The sequence below is a fragment of the Albimonas marina genome (assembly GCF_029223255.1).
Classification (GTDB): domain Bacteria; phylum Pseudomonadota; class Alphaproteobacteria; order Rhodobacterales; family Rhodobacteraceae; genus Albimonas.
The window spans coordinates 698,617-718,180 of record NZ_JARHUC010000004.1; the positions used below are offsets into that span (position 1 = coordinate 698,617).

General features: G+C 74.7%; 15 protein-coding genes and 2 pseudogenes. 14 read left to right on the plus strand and 3 right to left on the minus strand.

Features of this window, described 5'->3' with window-relative positions; all coding sequences use genetic code 11:
* The first annotated feature begins 2 nt into the window (after positions 1–2).
* From P2H44_RS14635 to P2H44_RS14695, 13 genes and pseudogenes are all read left to right on the plus strand, one after another.
* Positions 3–1,085: a sulfate/molybdate ABC transporter ATP-binding protein gene (locus P2H44_RS14635; RefSeq protein WP_275764532.1), complete on the plus strand. Its 1,083-nt coding sequence runs from the start codon at positions 3–5 to the stop codon at positions 1,083–1,085.
* The gene (locus P2H44_RS14640; RefSeq protein WP_275764533.1) at positions 1,078–2,505 is read left to right on the plus strand and encodes an FAD/NAD(P)-binding protein; all 1,428 of its coding nucleotides are present in this window, start codon (positions 1,078–1,080) and stop codon (positions 2,503–2,505) included. The genes P2H44_RS14635 and P2H44_RS14640 overlap by 8 nt, the downstream gene beginning before the upstream one ends.
* Positions 2,506–2,626: 121 nt before the next feature.
* Positions 2,627–4,360, plus strand: coding sequence for an SLC13 family permease (locus tag P2H44_RS14645; protein ID WP_275764534.1), 1,734 nt, complete (start codon positions 2,627–2,629; stop codon positions 4,358–4,360).
* Between the two features lie 150 nt (positions 4,361–4,510).
* Entirely contained in the window at positions 4,511–5,050 is a 540-nt protein-coding gene (locus P2H44_RS14650; protein WP_275764535.1) for a sigma-70 family RNA polymerase sigma factor, read from the plus strand.
* The gene (locus P2H44_RS14655; RefSeq protein WP_275764537.1) at positions 5,047–5,790 is read left to right on the plus strand and encodes an anti-sigma factor; all 744 of its coding nucleotides are present in this window, start codon (positions 5,047–5,049) and stop codon (positions 5,788–5,790) included. The genes P2H44_RS14650 and P2H44_RS14655 overlap by 4 nt, the downstream gene beginning before the upstream one ends.
* 189 nt (positions 5,791–5,979) lie before the next feature.
* A complete protein-coding gene (locus P2H44_RS14660; protein ID WP_275764539.1) occupies positions 5,980–7,812 on the plus strand; it encodes a hypothetical protein in 1,833 nt (610 codons plus the stop codon).
* Between the two features lie 242 nt (positions 7,813–8,054).
* The gene (locus P2H44_RS14665) at positions 8,055–9,767 is read left to right on the plus strand and encodes an ATP-binding cassette domain-containing protein (protein WP_275764540.1); all 1,713 of its coding nucleotides are present in this window, start codon (positions 8,055–8,057) and stop codon (positions 9,765–9,767) included.
* Positions 9,764–11,086 carry an HlyD family type I secretion periplasmic adaptor subunit gene (locus P2H44_RS14670; protein WP_275764541.1) on the plus strand — a complete coding sequence of 441 codons (1,323 nt, stop codon included), beginning with the start codon at positions 9,764–9,766 and terminating at the stop codon, positions 11,084–11,086. The genes P2H44_RS14665 and P2H44_RS14670 overlap by 4 nt, the downstream gene beginning before the upstream one ends.
* A gap of 1,055 nt (positions 11,087–12,141) precedes the next feature.
* Positions 12,142–12,744: pseudogene (locus P2H44_RS14675) on the plus strand (DUF3604 domain-containing protein).
* A gap of 33 nt (positions 12,745–12,777) precedes the next feature.
* Entirely contained in the window at positions 12,778–13,308 is a 531-nt protein-coding gene (locus P2H44_RS14680) for a DUF3604 domain-containing protein (protein ID WP_275764543.1), read from the plus strand.
* 19 nt (positions 13,309–13,327) lie between these two features.
* A complete protein-coding gene (locus P2H44_RS14685; RefSeq protein ID WP_275764544.1) occupies positions 13,328–13,486 on the plus strand; it encodes a hypothetical protein in 159 nt (52 codons plus the stop codon).
* A gap of 19 nt (positions 13,487–13,505) precedes the next feature.
* A pseudogene (locus tag P2H44_RS25560) lies at positions 13,506–13,988 on the plus strand (hypothetical protein); the annotation flags it as partial.
* 309 nt (positions 13,989–14,297) lie between these two features.
* Positions 14,298–15,242, plus strand: a complete 945-nt coding sequence (locus P2H44_RS14695; RefSeq protein ID WP_275764546.1) for a HupE/UreJ family protein — start codon at positions 14,298–14,300, stop codon at positions 15,240–15,242.
* A gap of 468 nt (positions 15,243–15,710) precedes the next feature.
* Here P2H44_RS14695 and P2H44_RS14700 read toward each other — a convergent pair whose 3' ends face one another.
* The 3 genes from P2H44_RS14700 to P2H44_RS14710 all read right to left on the minus strand — a co-directional run bounded on the left by P2H44_RS14700 (position 15,711) and on the right by P2H44_RS14710 (position 16,899).
* Complete coding sequence (locus tag P2H44_RS14700) at positions 15,711–15,911, minus strand: hypothetical protein (protein ID WP_275764547.1); 201 nt, start codon at positions 15,909–15,911, stop codon at positions 15,711–15,713.
* A gap of 149 nt (positions 15,912–16,060) precedes the next feature.
* The gene (locus tag P2H44_RS14705; RefSeq protein WP_275764548.1) at positions 16,061–16,294 is read right to left on the minus strand and encodes a hypothetical protein; all 234 of its coding nucleotides are present in this window, start codon (positions 16,292–16,294) and stop codon (positions 16,061–16,063) included.
* Between the two features lie 476 nt (positions 16,295–16,770).
* Positions 16,771–16,899, minus strand: coding sequence for a hypothetical protein (locus P2H44_RS14710; protein WP_275764549.1), 129 nt, complete (start codon positions 16,897–16,899; stop codon positions 16,771–16,773).
* Between the two features lie 221 nt (positions 16,900–17,120).
* Here P2H44_RS14710 and P2H44_RS14715 point away from each other — a divergent pair, with 221 nt between their 5' ends.
* A complete protein-coding gene (locus tag P2H44_RS14715; protein ID WP_275764550.1) occupies positions 17,121–19,142 on the plus strand; it encodes a DUF927 domain-containing protein in 2,022 nt (673 codons plus the stop codon).
* Positions 19,143–19,564: the final 422 nt, after the last annotated feature.

Genomic DNA, 19,564 nt, shown 5'->3' on the forward strand with positions numbered 1-19,564 from the left:
CCATGGACGTCCGCATCGAAGCCGTCGCCAAGGCATTCGACAGCCATCCCGCCCTGCACGACGTGTCGCTCGACATCGCCTCGGGGGAGCTGGCGGCGCTGGTCGGGCCCTCTGGCTCCGGCAAGACCACGCTGCTGCGTTTGATCGCGGGGCTGGAGACGCCGGGCGCGGGGCGGATCCTGTTCGGGGAGGAGGACGCCTCGCGCCTGAGCGTGCAGGCCCGCCGGGTGGGGTTCGTGTTCCAGCACTACGCCCTGTTCCGCCACATGACGGTGCTGGAGAACGTGGGCTTCGGCCTCTCGGCCCGGCCGCGCGCCCTGCGCCCCGCCCGCGCCGAGATCGACCGGCGCGCGCGGGAGCTGCTGGAGCTGGTGCAGCTCGACGGGCTGGAAAAGCGCTATCCGCCCCAGCTTTCGGGCGGCCAGCGCCAGCGCGTGGCCCTGGCCCGGGCGCTGGCGATCGAGCCCCGCGTGCTGCTGCTGGACGAGCCCTTCGGCGCGCTCGACGCCCAGGTCCGCCGCGACCTGCGCCGCTGGCTGCGGGAGCTGCACGACCGCACCGGCCACACCACCGTCTTCGTCACCCATGACCAGGAGGAGGCGCTGGAGCTCGCCGACCGCGTGGTGGTGATGAGCCGGGGCCGCATCGAGCAGGCCGCGACGCCGGACGAGGTCTACGACCGCCCCGCCACCGCCTTCGTGCATGGCTTCATCGGCGAAAGCTCGCGCCTGCCGGTGCGGGTGGCGGGGGGCGAGGTCCTTCTCGACGACCGCCCCACGGGCCTGCGCGCCGACTGGGAGGGGCCGGCGGAGCTGTTCTTCCGCCCCCACCAGGCGGTGGTGGGCGACGGCGCGGGCGGCCTGGCCGGGGCGGTCGTCGGCGGCCGCCGCATCGCGGGCGTGCGCCGGGTGGAGCTGGAGCTGGACGGCGCGCGTCGACGGGTCGAGCTGGACCTGCCGCTGGCGCAGGCCTTCGCGCCGGGCGGCCGGATCGCCTTCCGGCCCACGGCCTTCCGCCTCTACCCGCTGGAGGGCGCGGGACGTCCCGCGCGGCCGGCGCCGGTCCGCAGGCTCGCCCATGGCTGACCGTCGCGACGCGCTCGCCCGGGCGCGCGGGCTGGTGGCCCGCCATGCGCCGCCCCGCGTGGCGATCCTGGGCTGCGGCTTCACCGGCGCCGCCGCCGCCATCGCCCTGGTCGAGGCCGCGCGCGGCCCGCTGGCGATCACGATCGTGGACCGCGACCGCTCCCGCGGGGGCGGCCTCGCCTTCGGGCGGGCCCCGGCGGGGGAGTTGCTGAAAGTGCGGGCGCGGGATCTGTCGATCCTCTCCGGCCGGCCGGGCGATTTCGCCGGCTGGATGGCCTGCCTGACCGGCGCCGAGACCGACCCCGCCGAGCGGGCCGCGATCGCCGACGGCTTCGCCCCGCGCGCGCTGTTCGCCAACTACGTGCGCAGGCGCCTGGACGAGGCCGCGGCCGCACGCGACGAGGTCTCGCTCGAGCGGCTGGAGCGGGAGGCGCTCGACATCGCCCCGGCGCCGGGCGGGGGCTATGCGGTGGCGCTCGACCAGGGGCCGGCGCTGCAGGCGCAGGCGGTGATCCTCGCCACCGGCTACGACGCGCCGCGCCCGCGCTTCGGCCGCTGCCCGCACGCGCCGATCCCCGCGCAGGCGCTGGCCCGCGCCCGCCGCGTGGCGCTGGTGGGGAGCGGCCTGACCATGGTCGACGTGCTGCCGCGCCTGCGGGCCGAGGGCTGCGAGGCCGAGGTCACGGTGATCTCCCGCCGCGGCCTCGTCCCGCGCCCGCATGCCGAGACCGCGGTCCGTCCGCCCGCCCTGCAGGTCCCTGCCGGCGCGCGCCTGGCGGAGCTGGTGCGCGACCTGCGCGCCGCCTGCGGCCGGGCCGAGGCCGAGGGCCGGCCCTGGCAGGGCGAGGTCAACCGCCTGCGCCCCCACGCCCAGGCGATCTGGCAGGCGTTGAGCGAGGCCGACCGCGCCCGCTTCCTGCGCCACCTGCGCCCGTTCTGGGACGCCCACCGCCACCGTCTGCCGCCCGCCCAGCACGCGCGGCTGGCCGCCGAGCTCGCCCGCCCCCGCACGCGCCTGCGCCCCGGCCGGGTGCTCGAGGCGGTCGGCGAGGCCCCCTGCCGGCTGCGCGTCGTCTGGCGCGGAGCGCGGACGCCCGAGACGCTGGGCGTCGACATCGCCATCGACTGCTCCGGCCACCGTCCCGAACTGGCGGCGCCGCTGCCCGCCTCGCTGGCGGCGCAGGGGCTGGCCGCGCCCGATCCATCGGGGCTGGGCCTGCGCGTCGCCGCCGACGGGCGCCTGTGGAGCCCGCGGGGCGGCGACCTCTCCGGCCTCTTCGCGCTGGGCCCCCTCGGCCAGGGAAGCCTGTTCGAGATCACGGCCGTGCCGGAGATCGTCCGCCAGGCCGCGCAGGCCGCGGCGACGCTCGGCGACCTGCTGGCGATGCCGGGGCGCATGACGGGGCGGGCCGCCGTCTGAGCGCCCTCGACGGACGCCCGCCCTGCGCGACCCGTCCGGAACCTGCCGGCGGGCCGCGGACCCTTTCATCGCCGCGGCCGCCGTGCTTGGCTCCGCCGCCGCTCCTTCCCGCGCCGAGACGATGACCGCGGACCAGATCGCGATTCTCGCCCTGCTGGCAGGCCTTCTGGCCGCCTTCGCCTCCGGCCGCCTCCGGCTGGAGGCGGTGGCGCTGTCGGGGTTGGCGCTGGGGGGCGTCGCCGGACTGGTGCCGGCGGACCGGTTGTTCTCGGGCTTCGCCAACCCGGCGGTGATCACCGTGGTCGAGATCCTGCTGATCGTGCGCCTGCTGTCGCGCGCGCGCCTGCTCGAGGCCCTGGTCGCGCGGCTGCCGGCGCGCGCCGCAGGCGCGGGACGCGCGCGGGCGATCCTCGTGGCGCTGTCGGCGGCGCTGTCGAGCGTGATGAACAACGTCGGCGCCTTCGCCCTGATGCTGCCCGTGGTCCGGGCCGCGGCCCGGCGCGCCGGGCTGGCGCCGCGGTCGATCCTGCTCCCCGTCTCCTACGCCACCCTTCTGGGGGGCCTCTGCACCCTGATCGGCACGCCCCCCAACCTGCTGGCGAGCGAGGCGCTGGCCGACGCGACGGGCGAGGGCTTCGGCTTCTTCGCTTTCGCGCTGGCCGGGGCGCCCGCGGCGCTGGCGGGACTGGCGGCGCTGCTGCTCTGGGCGCCCCGGGTCCTGGACGCCGACCCGCAGGAGGAGGAGGCGGCCTCCCCGGGCCCGGTCGCGGCGGAGCTGACGCTGCCTCCAGGCTCGGCCCTCGTCGGGCGGACCCTCGCCGGGCTGCCGCGCGGCTTCGCCGTGCGGGCGATCACGCGGCAGGGGCGCGCGGTGTCGCCGCTCTGGCCGCGGACCTCGCTAGCGGCGGGCGACCTGCTGCTGGCGGAGACCGAGATGCCCGTCCTCGACGCGCTGCGCGCCGCGGGCGAGGTGGACCTCGCCGCGCCCGCGCCCCTGCGCGAGTCCGAGGCCGCGCAGGCCGTGATCGCCCCCGCCTCGCCCCTGGTCGGCTCGCCCGCCGGCGCGCTCGCCTTTCTCGAGGACGCCGGCGCCCGGCTGGTCGCGGTCGGGCTGGGGCCCCGGTCCCGGCGCCTCGACGGGCGGCTGGCGGACCTGCGGCTGGGCGTCGGCGACGTGCTGCACCTGGAGGGGCCGCCCGGGGCGCTGCGCCGCGCGCTGGGCGAGCGCGACGCGCTCCTCCTGGCCGGCGCAGACCCCGGGGCGGGCCCGGTCCCGCCGCTGTGGCCGCTGGCCGCCTTCGCCCTGGGCGTCCTCGCGGCGGGCTTCGGCCTGGCCGATCCGGCCGCGGCCTTCGGCGCGGTGACGCTGGCCCTGATGTTGGGCGGGGCGCTGCGGCTGCGCCCGGCGCTCGCCTCGCTGGACTGGGGCGTGATCGTGATGCTGGCGGCGATGGTCCCGCTGGGCGAGGCGGTGGCGTCGACGGGCGCCGCCGCGAGCCTCGCCGCCGCTCTGGCGGGCCTGTTCCCGAGCGGCTCGACGCCGCTGGCCGTGGGCGCGATCCTGCTTCTCGCCGCGGCCCTGACGCCCCTGGTCAACAACGCGGCCCTGGTCGTGGCCCTCGCGCCGGTGGCGGTCGAGTTCGCCCGCGCCTCCGCCGCGCCGCCCGAGCCGTTCCTGGTCGCGCTGGCGATCGGCGCCTCTCTCGATTTTCTCACCCCGTTCGGGCATCACAACAACACGCTGGCGCTGGGCCTCGGCGACTACCGCTTCGCCGATTTCCCCAGGACCGGCTGGCCGGTGCTGCTCGCCTCCGCCGCCGCCGCCTGGTGCGCGATCCTGCTGTTCTGGATCTGACCCGCCGGTCCCGTCCCTATTCTCCGGCTAATCCGCGGTCGGCTGCATCCAAACGCGGACGATGGCCCGTTTCCCCCTGAAACGAGGCTTGCTAGACCTTTTGCAGAACCGGTCGGGGCGACGGGCCGGTCGGGGGAGATGGGAGCTGCGATGGTCCGCGAGGACGACGAACTGGAACGCCTGCTCGAACGCTGCGCGAACGGCGACGAGCGGGCCCTCAAGGCGCTGTTCGACGCCGAGGCCTCGCGGATGAAAGGCATAGCGATGCGCGTGCTCCACCGGAGCGACATGGCCGAGGAGGCGGTGCAGGAGGCGTTCCTGCAGATCTGGCGCAATGCGCGCCGGTTCGACCCCGCGCTCGGCTCGGCCCGCGCGTGGATGTGCACCATCGCGCGCTTCCGGGCCATCGACCTGCTGCGCTCGCGCCCGCAGGAGGACGCCCTGGCGCCCGAGGATCTCGACCGCCTGCGCGAGGCCGCGGTGGACCACGCCTGGGAGACGCTCGACCGCGACGGACGGCTGGCGGGCTGCCTCGAGGCGATCGAGGCCGCGCCGCGCCGCTCGCTGCTGCTGTCCTACGTGGTCGGCCTGACCCAGGAGGAGATCGCCGGCAAGCTCGGCCGTCCGCTGGGCACGGTGAAGAGCTGGATGCGCCGGGCGCTGCTCTCGCTGCGGGAGTGCCTGTCATGAGCGCGTCGCAGGAGCTCGCCGAAGCCTATGTGCTCGGCCGGCTGGAGCCCGAGGCGCGGGCCGAGGTCGAGGCGCGCATCGCCGCGCCCGCCGATGCCGAGGACGCCGCGCTCGCGGCCGAGGTGCGCGCGCTCTCGGCGGACTGGCACGACGTGGATCTGACGGCGCCGCCCGCGCCGATGTCGCCCGGCGCGTGGGAGAGCCTGCAGGCCGAGCTGTCGGCGGAGCGGGGCCGCGCGGCCCCGGCCGCCGCCCGGCCCGCGCCGCCGATGCGCGCCGGCGCCCGCGCCGTCCCGCGGCCGGCTGCGCGGACGGGCCGGGGCTGGAAGATCCTGGCGGGCGCGACGACGGCGGCGAGCCTGGCGCTGGCCGCCGTGCTCGCCCTCGATCTGTTCACGCCGCAGCCCGCGGTGATGGCGATCCTGCTCGACGACGACGGCGGCTCGGTCGCGCTGATCGAGGCCTTCGACGACGACAGCCTGCGGGTCACGCCGCTGGAGGATTTCTCTCCCGAGGGCGCCCAGGTGCTGCAGATCTGGACCAAGCCCGATGCGGACGGGCCGCCCGTCTCGCTGGGGGTGCTGGGGCGGGCGATGCGCGCGATCGTCGACGGGCCGGACCTGCCGCGGCCCGCGACCGGCCAGCTCTACGAGATCACCATCGAGCCGCCGGGCGGCTCGCCCACCGGCCTGCCCACCGGCCCGATCGTGGGCAAGGGGCTGGCGCAGCGGCCGCTCTAGGCCCGCGGCGCCCGCCCCGATCCGACCTGCGCCGGGGGCCCTACGGGGCCCCTTCGTTTTTTCCGAAACTTTTTTCGGATCGCTGCATCCAGACGCCTCCCGCCCTGCGTTCCCCTCATGACCCCTCCCGCCCGCCGGGTTCGCCGGCGGGCGGGGACGAGGGAAAACAGAGGAGGCGTTGCCTTGGGCATGCTTGGAAAACTCAATCGCCTGTTCCGCGGGCCTGACAGCGAATTCGAGATCGGCTTCTGGGCGAGCGCCACCGGCGAGCACGCCATGGCGCTGGGCAAGCGCACCGAGGCGTCGGGCGACGACGCCATCGCCATCGGCAAGCGGGCCTCCGCCTCGGGCGAGGCCGCGGTGGCCATCGGCAAGAAGGCCGAGGCCTCGGGCTCCGACGCGCTGGCGCTAGGCAAGAAGAGCATGGCCGCGGGCGACCAGTCCGTGGCCCTGGGCATGAAGGCGAGCGCCGACGGCCAGGACGCGCTGGCGCTCGGCGCGCAGGCGACGGCGATGGGGACCTCCTCGACCGCGGTCGGCGCCCTGAGCACGGCGAGCGGCACGGCGGCGACGGCCTTCGGCTGGCAGGCCTCGGCGGTCGGCGAGCGGGCCCACGCCATCGGCCACCTCGCCTCCGCCGCCGGCGAGCGCAGCCTGGCGATCGGCGAGGCCGCCACCGCCTCCTCCGCCAACGCCACCGCCATCGGCAACATGGCGATGGCCGACGGGGTCGACGCGCTGGCCATCGGCGACAACGCCATGGCGACCGGCCCGTCCACCACCTCCATCGGCGGCGAGACGGTCACCGAGGGTCCCGGCACGACCGCCGTCGGCTGGCAGGCCTCGGCCACCGCCGAGCGGGCGCAGGCCTTCGGGCATCTCGCCTCGGCCGACGGGGTGCGCAGCCTGGCGGTCGGCGAGGCGGCGACGGCGGCCTCGGACAACGCGACCGCCATCGGCAACATGGCGATGGCCGACGGCGTCGACGCCGTCGCCATCGGCGACAACGCCATGGCGAGCGGCCCTTCGACCACCTCCATCGGCGGCGAGACGGTCACCGAGGGGCCCGGCACGACGGCCGTCGGCTGGCAGGCCTCGGCCACGGCCGAGCGGGCGCAGGCCTTCGGGCATCTCGCCTCCGCCGACGGGGTGCGCAGCCTCGCGGTCGGCGAGGCGGCCAACGCCCAGACCGACAACGCCACCGCCATCGGCAACATGGCGGTCGCCTCGGGCATCGACGCCATCGCCTTCGGCGACGCGGCGATGGCCGCCGGCCCGTCCACGACCTCGGTCGGCGGCGAGAGCATGACCTCCGGCCCGGGCGCCACCGCCATCGGCTGGCAGGCCTCGGCGGGGGCGGAGCGGGCGCAGGCCTTCGGGCACCTCGCCAACGCCGACGGGGTGCGCAGCCTCGCGGTCGGCGAGGACGCCAACGCGACCTCGGACCTCTCGACCGCCATCGGCAACCAGGCCTCGGCCTCGGGGACCGACTCGCTCGCCATCGGCGACAACGCCATGGCGAACGGCACGTCCACGACCGCGGTCGGCGGCGAGAGCGTCGCCTCCAACACCGCCGCCACCGCCTTCGGCTGGCAGGCCGAGGCGACCGGCGAGCGGGCCCACGCGTTCGGCCACCTGGCCGAGGCGGGCGGCGACTTCTCGCTGGCGGTCGGCGAGGCGGCGAGCGCGAACTTCGCCAACTCGGCCGCCATCGGCTACGGCGCCGAGGCCACCCAGGCCAACGAGTTCGTGCTCGGCAACGCCGACAACACCTACACGCTGGCCGGCTTCTCGGACGACGTGGCGGACGGGACGATGGAATACCTGGTGGTCGACGGCGACGGCATGCTGTCGAGCACCTCCGTCGCGCCCCCCGCCGCCCTGTCGGCGATGGAAGCGGACATGGAGGCGGCCTCCGTCGCCAGCGCCGACGCGCCCGGGGCCGAGAGCGTCGAGCCCTTCGTCGCGACGAGCCTGCCGGACATGCCCGACCTGGACGACGACGCCTCGGCCATGGGCTGAGCGCCGATGGCCGACGCGACCGCGGCCTGATCCCTCCCCACCCGGGCGCGCGGGGTCCCGCACCCAGCGCCGCGCGCCCGGGACAAGGGGGGACGGGCCGGACGGCCCGGGCCGTCGGGGAAACCGGCCCGGGCCCCCAGGCCGCGGCGCGCCGTCGCGCCGCGGCCGCCCCCTCGCCCTCTCCCCCACGACGCGTTCCGCCGCCCCCCGTCCCGCCGTTCCCAGCCGCACCGGAGACCCAGATGCCCAGGACACCGCTCGAACCCGATGCCGAGGCGCGCGAGCGACTGCGCGCGGCGCTGGCCCCTCACCTGGCGCTGGCGATGGGGTTCAGCCTGGCGGTGAACACGCTGTTCCTGGCCTCGCCGCTCTACATGATGCAGCTCTACGGCCGGGTGCTGAACTCCCGCAGCCTCGAGACGTTGGCCTCGCTGTCGGTGGTGCTGCTGCTGGCGCTGGCCGCCATGGGCGCCGCCGACGCCGCCCGCGGACGACTGCTGGCGCGCGCCGCCGCAAGGGCCGAGCGGCGTCTGGCCGAGGCCGCGCCCCAGGGCCGCCAGGCGGACCGGCTGCGCGACCTCGGCGTGCTGCGCGCCTTCCTGGCGGGCTCGGGCGCGACGACCCTGTGCGACGCGCCCTTCACGCTCCTGTTCCTGTGCCTGCTGTTCCTGCTGCACCCCCTGCTGGGGCTGGTGGCGACGCTGGGCGCCGCGATGATCCTCGCCGCGGTGATGGTCGGCCGCTGGCGCTCCCGCGTGCGGGAGCGGCGGATCGCGGCCGGCGAGGCGGAGCTGCGCGAGTTGGGCGGCGTGCTCGACGCCGACCGCGGCGACCTGGCGGCCTTCGGGGCGCGCGCCGGCCTCTCCGCCCGCCTGACCGCGGGCGTGCTGGCCCTGGGCGGCCTGCGCCAGTCGGTGGACGAGGGCGCGGCCGCCATCGGCGCCTTCACCCGCACCGTGCGCATGGTCGCCCACAGCGCGGCGCTGGCCGCCGGCGCGGTGCTGACGCTGGAGGGCCAGCTCGCCCCCGCGGCGATGCTGGCCGCCGCGATCCTCGCCGGCCGCGCGCTGGGGCCGATGGAATCCCTCCTGGGCGCCCTGCGCCAGGCCTCGGCCGCGCGCGAGGCGCTCGACCGCCTGACCCGCCGCGCCCCCGCGCCGCCCGCCGCGGCCCCGGTGCGCCTGACCGGCGCCGGCGCCGCGGTCGAGGCCCGCCGCGCCACGGTTCTGCTGCCCGTCGACCGCCGCCCCGCCCTGCGCGGCGTCTCGGCCGAGATCGCCGCCGGCGAGGTCGTGGCCGTGGTCGGCGAAAGCGGCGCCGGCAAGTCCACCCTCGCCCGGGCCCTGGCCGGCGTCGTCCCGCTCGACGGCGGCCAGGCGCGGGTGGCGGGCGTCGAGCCCGCCGCCATGGACCCGCGCGCCCGCGCCCGCCTGATCGGCTGGATGCCCCAGGACGTCGAGCTGCACGCCGGCGCCGTGGCCGAGAACATCGCCGGCTTCTCCGAGGCCTCGGAGGCGGAGATCCAGGCCGCCGTCGACGCCGCCGGCCTGCGCCAGGCGATCGAGCGGCTTCCCGGCGGCCTCGGCTTCCAGGTCGGCCCCGGCGGCCGCGACCTGACGCCGGGCCTGCGCCAGCGGGTGGCGCTGGCCCGCGCGCTGTTCGGCGCGCCGGCGCTGGTGGTGCTCGACCAGCCCACCTCCCAGGCCGACGCCGAGGGCGAGGTCGCCGCGCTGAACGCGATCCGCGCCCTGAAGGCGGCCGGCGTCACCGTGATCGTCGTCTCCCACAAGCCGGTGATGGCCGCGCTCGCCGACCGCATCGCGCTGATGCGCGACGGCATGATCGAGCAGTTCGAGCCGCGCGAGCGGGTGATCGAGCTGATGCGCCGGACCATCGGGCCGGCGTCCCCCGCCGCCGCGCCCGCCGCCCAGCCCCTGAAGGAGGCCGCCCGATGACCGCCCCCCGCCCGACCCCCTCTCCCGTCGCCGCCGACGGCGTCGGCAAGCCGCTGCTGCGCGCGGGCGTCGCGCTGGGCCTGGCCGCGGCCGGCTTCGGGCTATGGCTGTGGACCGCCCCCCTGTCGGGCGCGGTGATCGCCGAGGGCCGCTTCAAGGTCGAGGGCGACGTGAAGACCGTGCAGCATCTCGACGGCGGCATCGTCGCCCAGATCCCGGTGCGCGACGGCGACCGGGTGCGGGCCGGCGACACGCTGATCCGCCTGGACGCGTCCCAGGCCGAGGCCGCGCTCGCCTCCCTCTCCGCCGAGCGGGACTCGCTGCTCGCCCGCCGCGCGCGGCTGGAGGCCGAGCGCGACGGCGCCCCCGCCCCCGACTTCGCCGCCGCCCGCGCCCAGGGCGCGCCGGACCGTGGCGCCCTCGTCGCCGCCATCGCCAGCCAGCAGGCGCTGTTCCGCGCCCGCCAGGCCGAGATCGCCGCCGAGGACCAGGTGCTCGACGGCGCGCTGACCCGCCTCTCCGCCCGCCTTCGCGCGCAGGAGGCCGAGCTGCGCGCGATCCGGACCCAGCGCCGCCTGGCCGAGGAGAACGCCGAGGCCGCGCGGGAGCTCGCCGACCGGGGCCGCCTCGCGCGGCCGCAGCTGAACGCCCGCGAGCAGGAGCTCGCCGCCCTCTCGGGCCTGCGCGAGTCGCTCGAAGCCGCCATCGCCGAGACCGAGGCCGCCGCCGGCGAGGCCCGTCTCGACCATGCCCGCGTCCGCTCGCGCCGCCTCTCGAGCGTCTCGACGGAGCTGTCGGAGGTGGTGGCGCGGCTGGCGGAGCTGGCGCCCTCCATCGCCGCCGAGCAGGCCCGCATCGCCCGGGCCCGGGTGCCGGCGCCCGCGTCCGGCGTGGTGGTGGGCCTGCGCGCCACCACCGTGGGCGGCGTGGTCGGCGCCGGCGAGCCGTTGATGGAGATCGTGCCCGACGGCGGCGCCCTGGTGGTCGAGGCGCGCCTCGCCCCGGCCGAGCGCGAGCGTCTGCGCGCCGGCATGCCGGTGGAGCTGCGCCTGCCGGGCGTCCGCTCCCGCCAGCAGAGCGGCTTCCCCGGCGCCATCGTGCTGATCTCCGCCGAGCTGACCGAGGACGCCGAGCGCTCCGACGCCGGCGCGGACCCCACCTACACCATGCGCATCGCCTTCCCCGCCCCGCCCGAGGGCGTGGCGCTCGAACCCGGCATGCCCGTCACGGCCGTCGTCCCGACCCAGGCGCGCACGGCCGTCGACTACCTCGTCGCCCCCCTCTCCGACGCCCTGTCGCGGTCGCTGCGGGAGCTCTGAGCCGATGTCCGCCCAGCCCCCCTCCCGCCGAGAGATCGCACAGGACCTGTTCCGCGACCACCACGACCTGACCCGCCTGTCCCGCGCGATGGCCCTCTCCCGCGCCGAGCGCGAGGGCGCCGCGCGCAAAGCGGCCGCATCCGACGCCGCCGGCGGAGATCCGAGGCGCGCCTCCCCGCAACGCCCGCCGGGCCCCTCGCGAGCCCCCGTCCCGAAAGGTTGATGCCCCTTCGCCCGGCCTGGCGCGTCCCCGCGCCGCCCTGCGTCTCCGGACCGGGCCGGCTCCTGGCGACCACGCGCCTGGCGCCGACCTGAACCCGCCCCTCGTTCGGGCGCCCGCGGAGGGCGACGGCCCCCTCCCCAACATCGGCCCTAGCCGCCCGCCGCCGCATCCGATCGCACTCGACGCGAGCGCTCCGCCGCCCCGGGAGGGGCAGTGAGGCCATCAGGCGATCGGTGCATACCACATGGGTACCGCGGTGGAGCGTGCGGGTCGGCAGAGCGGAATCGCCGTACCACCTGCCCCGGGCGGCGACATGGACCAGGGCCGGCGGCGCGCCGCCGGGGGCGATGATCACGTCGAGCCAGCCCTCGGCCAGGCCGTGGAAGCCGCCCGGCTCGCCGCCCTCGTCGAAGCCGGTCTCTCCTCGTGCGAAGCGGCGGGCTGCGCAGGCGTCCGGCGCCGCCTCGCGCAGCGCCGGGGTCTGTGCGCCGAGCCGGCCGCGCCCGGCGAGCGCCTCCCGATCCGCGAGATCCAGCGCGCCGGGTCTCGAATGTCCCATAGGCGGGCGGTTTCCTCCCACGATCCGCGGCATCCTGCATGCCGAAGACCCGTCCCCTCGCTCAGCCGTCGCGCGAGCCGCGGCTCGGTTGGTCCAGACATCGTCCCATGTTCGCCATCGCCCGTGCTCCCCCGCCTGCGCGCCCGCATCTGCGCGATCCTGCCGCTGGCCGCTCCCCCTGCCGGCCCTGGCGCAGGCGTCCCAGGCAGACGCCCCGCGCAACCCGCTGAGAAAGGCGTAACTCGGCGGGCAGCACGTGCACGTCGGCGTCTGATGGACGCCTTCATCGCCGGCAACAGCCCGCCCCCCGCCGACGCCTGTCCCTTCGACAAGGACGAGGCGATCATGGTCGACGGCAGCCTGCACCGCATCGAGCGGCCGCTGGATTTCGTCGCCGTCACCGACCATTCCAAGTTCATCGGCGAGGCCTGCAGCCTGATGAACGAGGGCGCGCCCGGCGTCTTCACCACGATCCACGCCCATGAGTGGACCTCCGCCCCCGGCTGCTCGAACCAGCATCGCAACGTGTTCTTCCGCGACGCCAACATGCCGGACGTTCCGTTCTCGTCCAACTAGGGCGGTGGACCCCGAGCGCTGCGCGCCTGGATGCAGGCGCAGCGCGACGATGGGAAACAGGTCGTCGCGATCCCCCGCAACTTCAACGAATCCAAGGGCCTGAACTTCGCCGAGGCGAGCCTGAGAGGCGTGCCCATCGGCAAAGCCTACGCCGAGCGGCGCTCCAGCACGGAGCCGCTGATCGAGATGACGCAGACGAAGGGCGACTCGGAAGCGGCGCCCAACTTCGGCCCGACGACGAGTTCGCGGATTTCGAGAGCGCCGTCGCCATCCAGCCGTTCAGCGGCCGCGGCTTCGTGAAGGAGACCTTCGCCACCTCCGGCCCCTGCGAAGGTGCGCGTCTTCGCGGGCCAGGGCATCGCCGAGCGCTGCGACAGCTGCGACGCCATAGCGGCCGACGGCTACGCCAAGGGCCTGCCGATGGGCGGCGACGACGCGGGGACCGAGGCGCCCCAGTCCCCGGTCTGGGCGATGAAGGACCCGATCGGGCCGAACCTCGACCGCATCCAGATCGTCATGGGCCGGGTCGAGAACAGCAAGCGGCACGACGCGATTTTCGACGTCGTCGCCTCGGGCGACCGGCGGCAGGCCGACGGAACCGTGACCCCCATCGACGCGCCCATCGACCTCGCCACCGGCGCCTTCGGCGCCGAGAGGGGCGATCCGGAATGGGTGGGCGTGTTGACCGACCCTGACCGGAACCGCGACCAGCAGGCCTTCCGCAACGTCCGCGCCCTGCCGCTGCCGACCGCCGGCTGGACCCTCTACGACGAAATCAACGCCGGCGCGACCTATCCCCCGGAGGTGAAGCGCGAGATCGTCGAACGGGCCTGGGTCTCGCCGATCCGGCACGTTTTGAACTGAGGTAGCGCGACCCGAACCGATGCGCCGGGACCCCGCTGCGGGCGTTCCTGCGCGAGCCGTTGGTGCATTTCCTGGCGGCGGGGCGATCCTCTTCGCCGCCTGGTACCGGCTCGCGCCCGCGGGCCCGGTCGAGGATCGCCAGGTCATCGTGCTCGACCAGGCCGCCTCGACCACCTGACGACCCTGCAGCGCGCCCGGTGGCGGCGCGACCCCGCCCCGCCGACGTCGCCGCCACCGTCGAGCGTTCCTGCGCCAGGAAGTCTTTCGTCGCCAGGCGCTGGCGATGGGCCTCGACCTGGACGACGAGATCATCCGCACCCGCCTCGCCCAGAAGATGGACGCGGTGGCGAGCGACCTGGGCGCCCTATTGCGGCCCTCGACGGAGGACCAGTGCGCGCCCTCCATGCCGAGCGGGCGGACCTCTTCACCCTGCCGCCGGTCTTCGCCTTCCAGCAGGTCCTCCACCTGCCTTCCAAGGCCGACGACGCCCGCCTCGCCGCCCTGCGCGCGGGCGAGGCGCCGCCGCCCGACCGGCGCAACAAGCTCTCGCTGCCCAACGCCTGGGCGACACCCCTGCGCAGCCGCTCGAAAACGCCTTCGGGCGGGGCTTCGCCGAACCCCTCTCCGAGATGCCGGTGGGCGAAGGGACGGGCCCGGTCCGCTCCGGCCTCGGCCTGCACCTGGTGCGGGTGAGCGAACGCCAGCCCGCCCGCCTCGCCCCGTTCGAGGAGGTCCGCGAGCCGGTCGACCGCCGGTGCGGCTGCTACGCCGGGTTCGAGGCCCAGGACGGCATGTTCCGGGAGCTGCTGGCGAAATACGACCTGCGCATCAAGGCGCAGGGCGTGCCCGAGCCGACGAGCCGCGCGTTCGCGCAGCCACGGCCCCTCGCATGGAGGCTTCCAGCCGCGCCAGCCCCGCCCCGACCCCGAAGCGCCTGGCCCCGGCCCCGGCCGTGGCCCTGTCGCGGGTCCCCCCCCCCGACGCGCCATGTGCTCGCGCCCCTCCTGCTCCTGGCCGCCGCCAGCCCGGTCCAGGCGCATGAGATCCGCCCCGCCTACCTGCAGATCGAGGAACGCGCCCCCGGCCGCTACGACCTGCTGTGGAAGGCCCCGACCCGCGACGGCCCGGTCTCCGCGATCCGTCCCGCCTTCACCCTGATCCCTATGCCGGGTGAGCGCGTCGTCGACGGCTTCGCCCTGTTCCGTCACGCCCTCGACGGCGACGCCCCGCCGCGAGGGACCAGCCTGCGCATCGAGGGACTGGAGAGCGCCGCGCTCGAGGCGCTGGTCAACCGCTCGCTTCTCGACGACGCCCGCCATGGCGTCCTGCTCGAGCCGAGCGCCCCCGCAGTCGAGTTCCAACGCGCGCCCTCGCCCTTCCAGGCCGCCGCGACCAGCACCTGCCTGGGCGTCGAGCGCATCCTCGCCGGCATCGACCACCTCGCTTTCGTCGCCGCCCTGCCGCTGGCGGTGCGCGGCTGGTCGATGCCGCTGAAGACGGTCACCGCCTTCACAGCCGCGTATTCCGTCACCCTGGCGCTGGCGAGCCTCGGCTACGTCTCCCTGTCGCCGCCCCCGGTCGAGACCCTGATCGCCCTCTCGATCCTGGTCTTGGCCGTGGAGGCGATCCACCTGCGCCAGGGCCGCCCCAGCCTCGCCTCCCGCCACCCCTGGGCGATCGCCTTCGCCTCCGGCCTCCTCCACGGCTTCGGCTCCGCCGGCACCCTGCGGGAGATCGGCCTTCCTCAGGGCGACGTCCCCTTGGCGCTGCTGTGCTTCAAATTCGGCGTCGAGCTTGGCCAGCTCGCCTTCGTCGCCGCGATCCTGGCCACCCTCGCGGCGCTTCGCCGCCTCACTCCGTCCCCGCCGCCGCGCCTCGCTTCGCCGCCTACGCCATCGGCGCGATGGCCGCGTTCCGGGTCATCGAGTGGCTAGGCGCCCTGTTCGCCTGAGGGACGCGGCTCGCCTATACGACCGTCGCGCCCGGTCCCGCCGTCGTGGATCTCTGGCCCGCCCGTCGAGTCGAGGGATTGCTCGTCAAGGGCATGCGCGATCTTGAGGGCGGGGCCGAAGCGGACGTCCTCCGAGCAAGTCGACGAAGTCCGCGGTTGGCCGATCAGGAACCTGCCGGCGGACGATGCCGCGGAGAGCCTTTCGGCAGGCGATCGGATCCACATCTCCGATTTCCGCCCCTGCCGGCGAGCGGGAGCGGTCGGTGCGGGGGCCTGTACGCGGCACCGTCAGGATGCGGCGGGTCGTCCCGATTCCCGAGGCCGCTCGCGCGTCGCCTCCCTTCGGCCTCGCGTCCTCGCGCAGCTATGGGCGACGGGGCGGGCCCCGAATGCGCCGGCAAGTTTTCCAACGGCGGAATTGGGTTGTGCGCGGTTTGAAATGCGGACGGCGTCAGGCCGCCATTAGCTCCATGTTGGCCGGCGAGCGGCAACCTGTCGCGGCATGCCGCCGCCGAGAATTGCTGAAGCTCTCGATGCAAACGAAGACGTCGCAGCGTGCCTCGGTTCTGGCGGCGAAAATGCGATGGCGGATGCGCTCGAGGTCGAGAATGTGAACGACGTTCTCCATCGGCGCGTTATCGATGCCGTTCACTTGAATGGCGTGGGCCCTGCGGCTGCATGGTGATAAGAGGGATGCGCCCGTTGCGTCCCAGACGCCCCAGTCGCAATGACGAACGAGCCTTGGCGCAGGTTGGTGTGTTTCGACGGCCGCCTCCAGCGCCTCGAACGCGATGCAGGAGTTCAGCGTGTCGCGCGCCGCTCCGCCGACGACCTTGCGGTCAGGCCTGTCGATCCGCGCCGCGAGGTGAAGCTGACCATGGTTCCCGCGGGGCCGCGCAAGCCCCGCGAGTGCCTGCCGACGCCGGGGCGCGCATAGGTCGGCTCGACGAGCCAGCGCTGGTTCGGCCTCGGCACGGTGAAGCTACGGCGAAAACGGTTCGGCGCGATCGGGTGGCCCTGGCGACTGTCGGTCATGCGCACCCTCGGGGCATGACCATGGGTCCGCGCGGTCACGCCCTGCGTATCAGTCGCGCGATCCGGTGGCGGCCGACAGATCTTTCGTGCGCGCGCAAGCGCGCGGGCATGCGTGGTTCGTCATAGATCGCTCGGCTCGCGGCATGGAGCGCCCGGGTCTCCGCCAGCAACCCTCGGTTCGCAACGGCGCGCCTGCTCTCAGGCAGGTGCCGCAAGGACTGGCAGCCGCTTGGCGACGCGCCCAGCACCTGGCAATGCATGCGGACAGGCCAGACGCCACGATTCTCATCGCCCAACCGGTGCTTCGCCGGCTGGCCGCTCCGACGACGAGCGCGGCGTTTTCTAGGATGGCGACCTCCATCCGCGCCTGCGATAACTGCCGTTGCAGAGGCGTGTCCGCCGCGGTCGGGTCCGCCGAAGACGGGACCTGCATCGCGGGCCGCCGTGCAGACCGGGTTCGAGAACGGAATCCCCTCTCACCGCAACACCGTCTCGTGACGACCCAGGTCCTCGGCCTCGGGCAAGAGCGGTTGGCTTTCGAGCGCACGCTCGACGGCCTGCCGCTTGAAGCGCTCGAGGAAATGGCGGCGCTTCTTCATCTCCAAAGGGCACTTCTTCGTTAGCTCCAAGGCAGTGGCATGGATGTCGACCGAACCGTCAGCAGGCCGGCTCCACCCATCCCGGCGGCGAGACGGTCGAGTGGGACGTCGGCGGCGACCCGGCCGTAATCGACGGGACCGACTTGCTGTCGGCCGCCCGGCGGACGGCGGCAGTAGCGCTGCTCGCGAGGCGCTGGGGCCCGCCGCACGGCCGGAATGACTACCCCATGGCGTTGCATGGCATGCTGCTGCGGGAGGGTTGGGACGTGGAGGCGGTCGCCGCCTTGGTGCACGCGGTCAGCGTCGCGGCTGGCGGCGCCCCCGAGCTCGGCGCCAGGCTCGCCGAAGCGAAGGACGCGGCTGCGCGCCTCGTGCGGGGCGACGTCCCGGTGTTCGGCTTCAACACGCTCGCCGACCTCATGGGCGAGCCGGTCGTTAAGCAGGCGCTTGCCTGGCTGGACATCGCGGCGCTCGGGAGCAGCGTCTCTCGCGGCGGGGCCACCGGGGCCGCCGGGGCCGCCGGCCTGCCCAGGGGCTTCGTGCTGCGCAAGAGCGGGATATTCCGGCTCGACAAGGACGAGAAAGGCGAAGAGCAGCCGCGGTTCCTGTGCTCGCCGGTGAAGGTCGTCGCGTTGAGCTGCGATGCCCATGGCGGCAATTGGGGGCGCGTCCTCGAGATCACGGACCCTGACGGCAGTGTTCACAGGTGGAATCCGCCGGCCCGTCCGTTCGCCGGCGACGGGACCGCGCTGCGAGAGGAATTGATGTCGGTGGGCTTCGAACTCGAGTCCTCGCCGAAGGGCCGGTCGGCTCTCAACACCCTTCTGCAGAGGTGGAAACCTTCCCGCAGGGCTCTGGTCGTGGAGCGCATGGGCTGGGTCGACGACGCGTGCGACGCCTTCGTTCTCGGCGGCGACCGGGCGCTCGGCAGGCGTGACGTGATCCGACGGCACGAAAGCGACGCCGACGCCGCCCAGGCCATGACCAGCCGAGGGGGCCTCTCCGATTGGGACGGGTCGATCGGGGAGCGCCGCCTTGGCGATCCCGCGGTGATGTTCGGCGTCCTGGTCGCGCTCTCGGGCCCGTTGCTCGAGTTGCTGAACGTGCCCGGCGGCGGCTTCCACCTGCGCGGCGCCTCCAGCCGCGGCAAGACCACGATTCAGAAAGTCGCGGCGTCCGTCTGGGGGTCTGCGGACTTCATCCAGACATGGCGGGCCACGGCGAACGGCCTCGAGGGCGTCGCGTCGGTCTGCAACGGCACGCTCCTGGTTCTGGACGAGCTCGGGGAGGTGCACGGCCGCGAGGCAGGCGCAGCCGCTTGCATGCTGGCCAACGGCAGGGGAAAGGTGCGCGCCAACAAGAATGGCACGGCCCGCAGGCAGGCGACCTGGAGGCTGAACTTCCTGTCGTCGGGCGAGCAGAGCCTCGAGCGCAAGGTCGCGGAGGCCGGCGGCAAGACGTATGCCGGTCGGCATGTCCGCTTCCTTGACCTGCCGATCGACGATCGGGCGCATGGCGTCTTCGACGATCTGCACGGCGATGCGGACGGCGGGGCCGTCGCCAACAGGCTGAATGACCTGACCGCCGAAAGCTGCGGGGCGGCCGGCCCTGCGTTCGTGGAAGCGATCATCGCCGACCCGGACGCCGCGCGCAGGTTCTGCCGCGAGCGGATGGAGCGCTTTCGCCTGCTGGCAATCGAACGGGTCGGGCTCGACGGCATGGATGCCCAGGTCTCCCGCGCGCTCGACCGGTTCGCCCTGATCTTCGCCGCCGGCAGCTTCGCCGTCGCCAGAGGGATCGTCGGGTGGACCGAAGAGGCCGTCGAGGGAGCCGTCCTCACCGTGTTCCGAGTCTGGCTGGAGGGCAGGGGCGGTCGCGAGAGCCACGAGATGCAGGAGATCGTGGAGCAGCTTTCCAAGGTCATCGAGCGGTACGGTTCGTCGCGCTTCGTCGCCATCGGTCAAGCCGCGGGTCGCCTCAATCCGTCGCCCGTGCGGGACATGGCCGGTTGGTTCGATGGCGCGAGCTGCTACGTGAAGCCGGCGATCTGGAAAGAGGAGACAATGCGCGGACTGGATCCCCAGCGCGCGGCGCGGCGCCTGGCCGATCTCGGCGTCATCCGCCGCGATGCCGACGGTCGACTGACGACGAAAGCGCCCCGAGTGAACGGCGAGCGCCCCCGGGTCTACGCTGTGCACGCGACGGCACTCCGTGCGATCATCGAGGGCGAGGAGGGCGGGGACCTCTAGGCGGGCGGCGGGGCTCTGGATCCAGCCGTAGGGGCGGAGACGTCCGGGGCCTTTCCTGTCGCAGGGGTTGGCCCCGGCGGCCCCGTTGGCCCCACCTGCGAATGAAGACTTGGGGATACCGCCGTGGGACACGCCACCGCACTCTTTCTGAGGTGTGCGCGAACCAGGGCATCCAAGGCTAGGACTCGCGTCGTCGCTCCGCCGCCCGGTGACAAGAGGGGATCCGCTCGACGCGGCCAAGACACTTTCGGCCCAAAACCGACATTCAAATGGCTCCAATCAAATGTCTGCTTCCCGCTCGACGCCGATATACGGCAGCGAGGCGCCCTCCGCGGCCCGTCGCAGAAACCTGGGCCTGGGCCTCGAGACGTCCGCATCGAACGAAGCGAGAGGTCCGGCGCTTCAGCGTCCGGTCCGAAGGT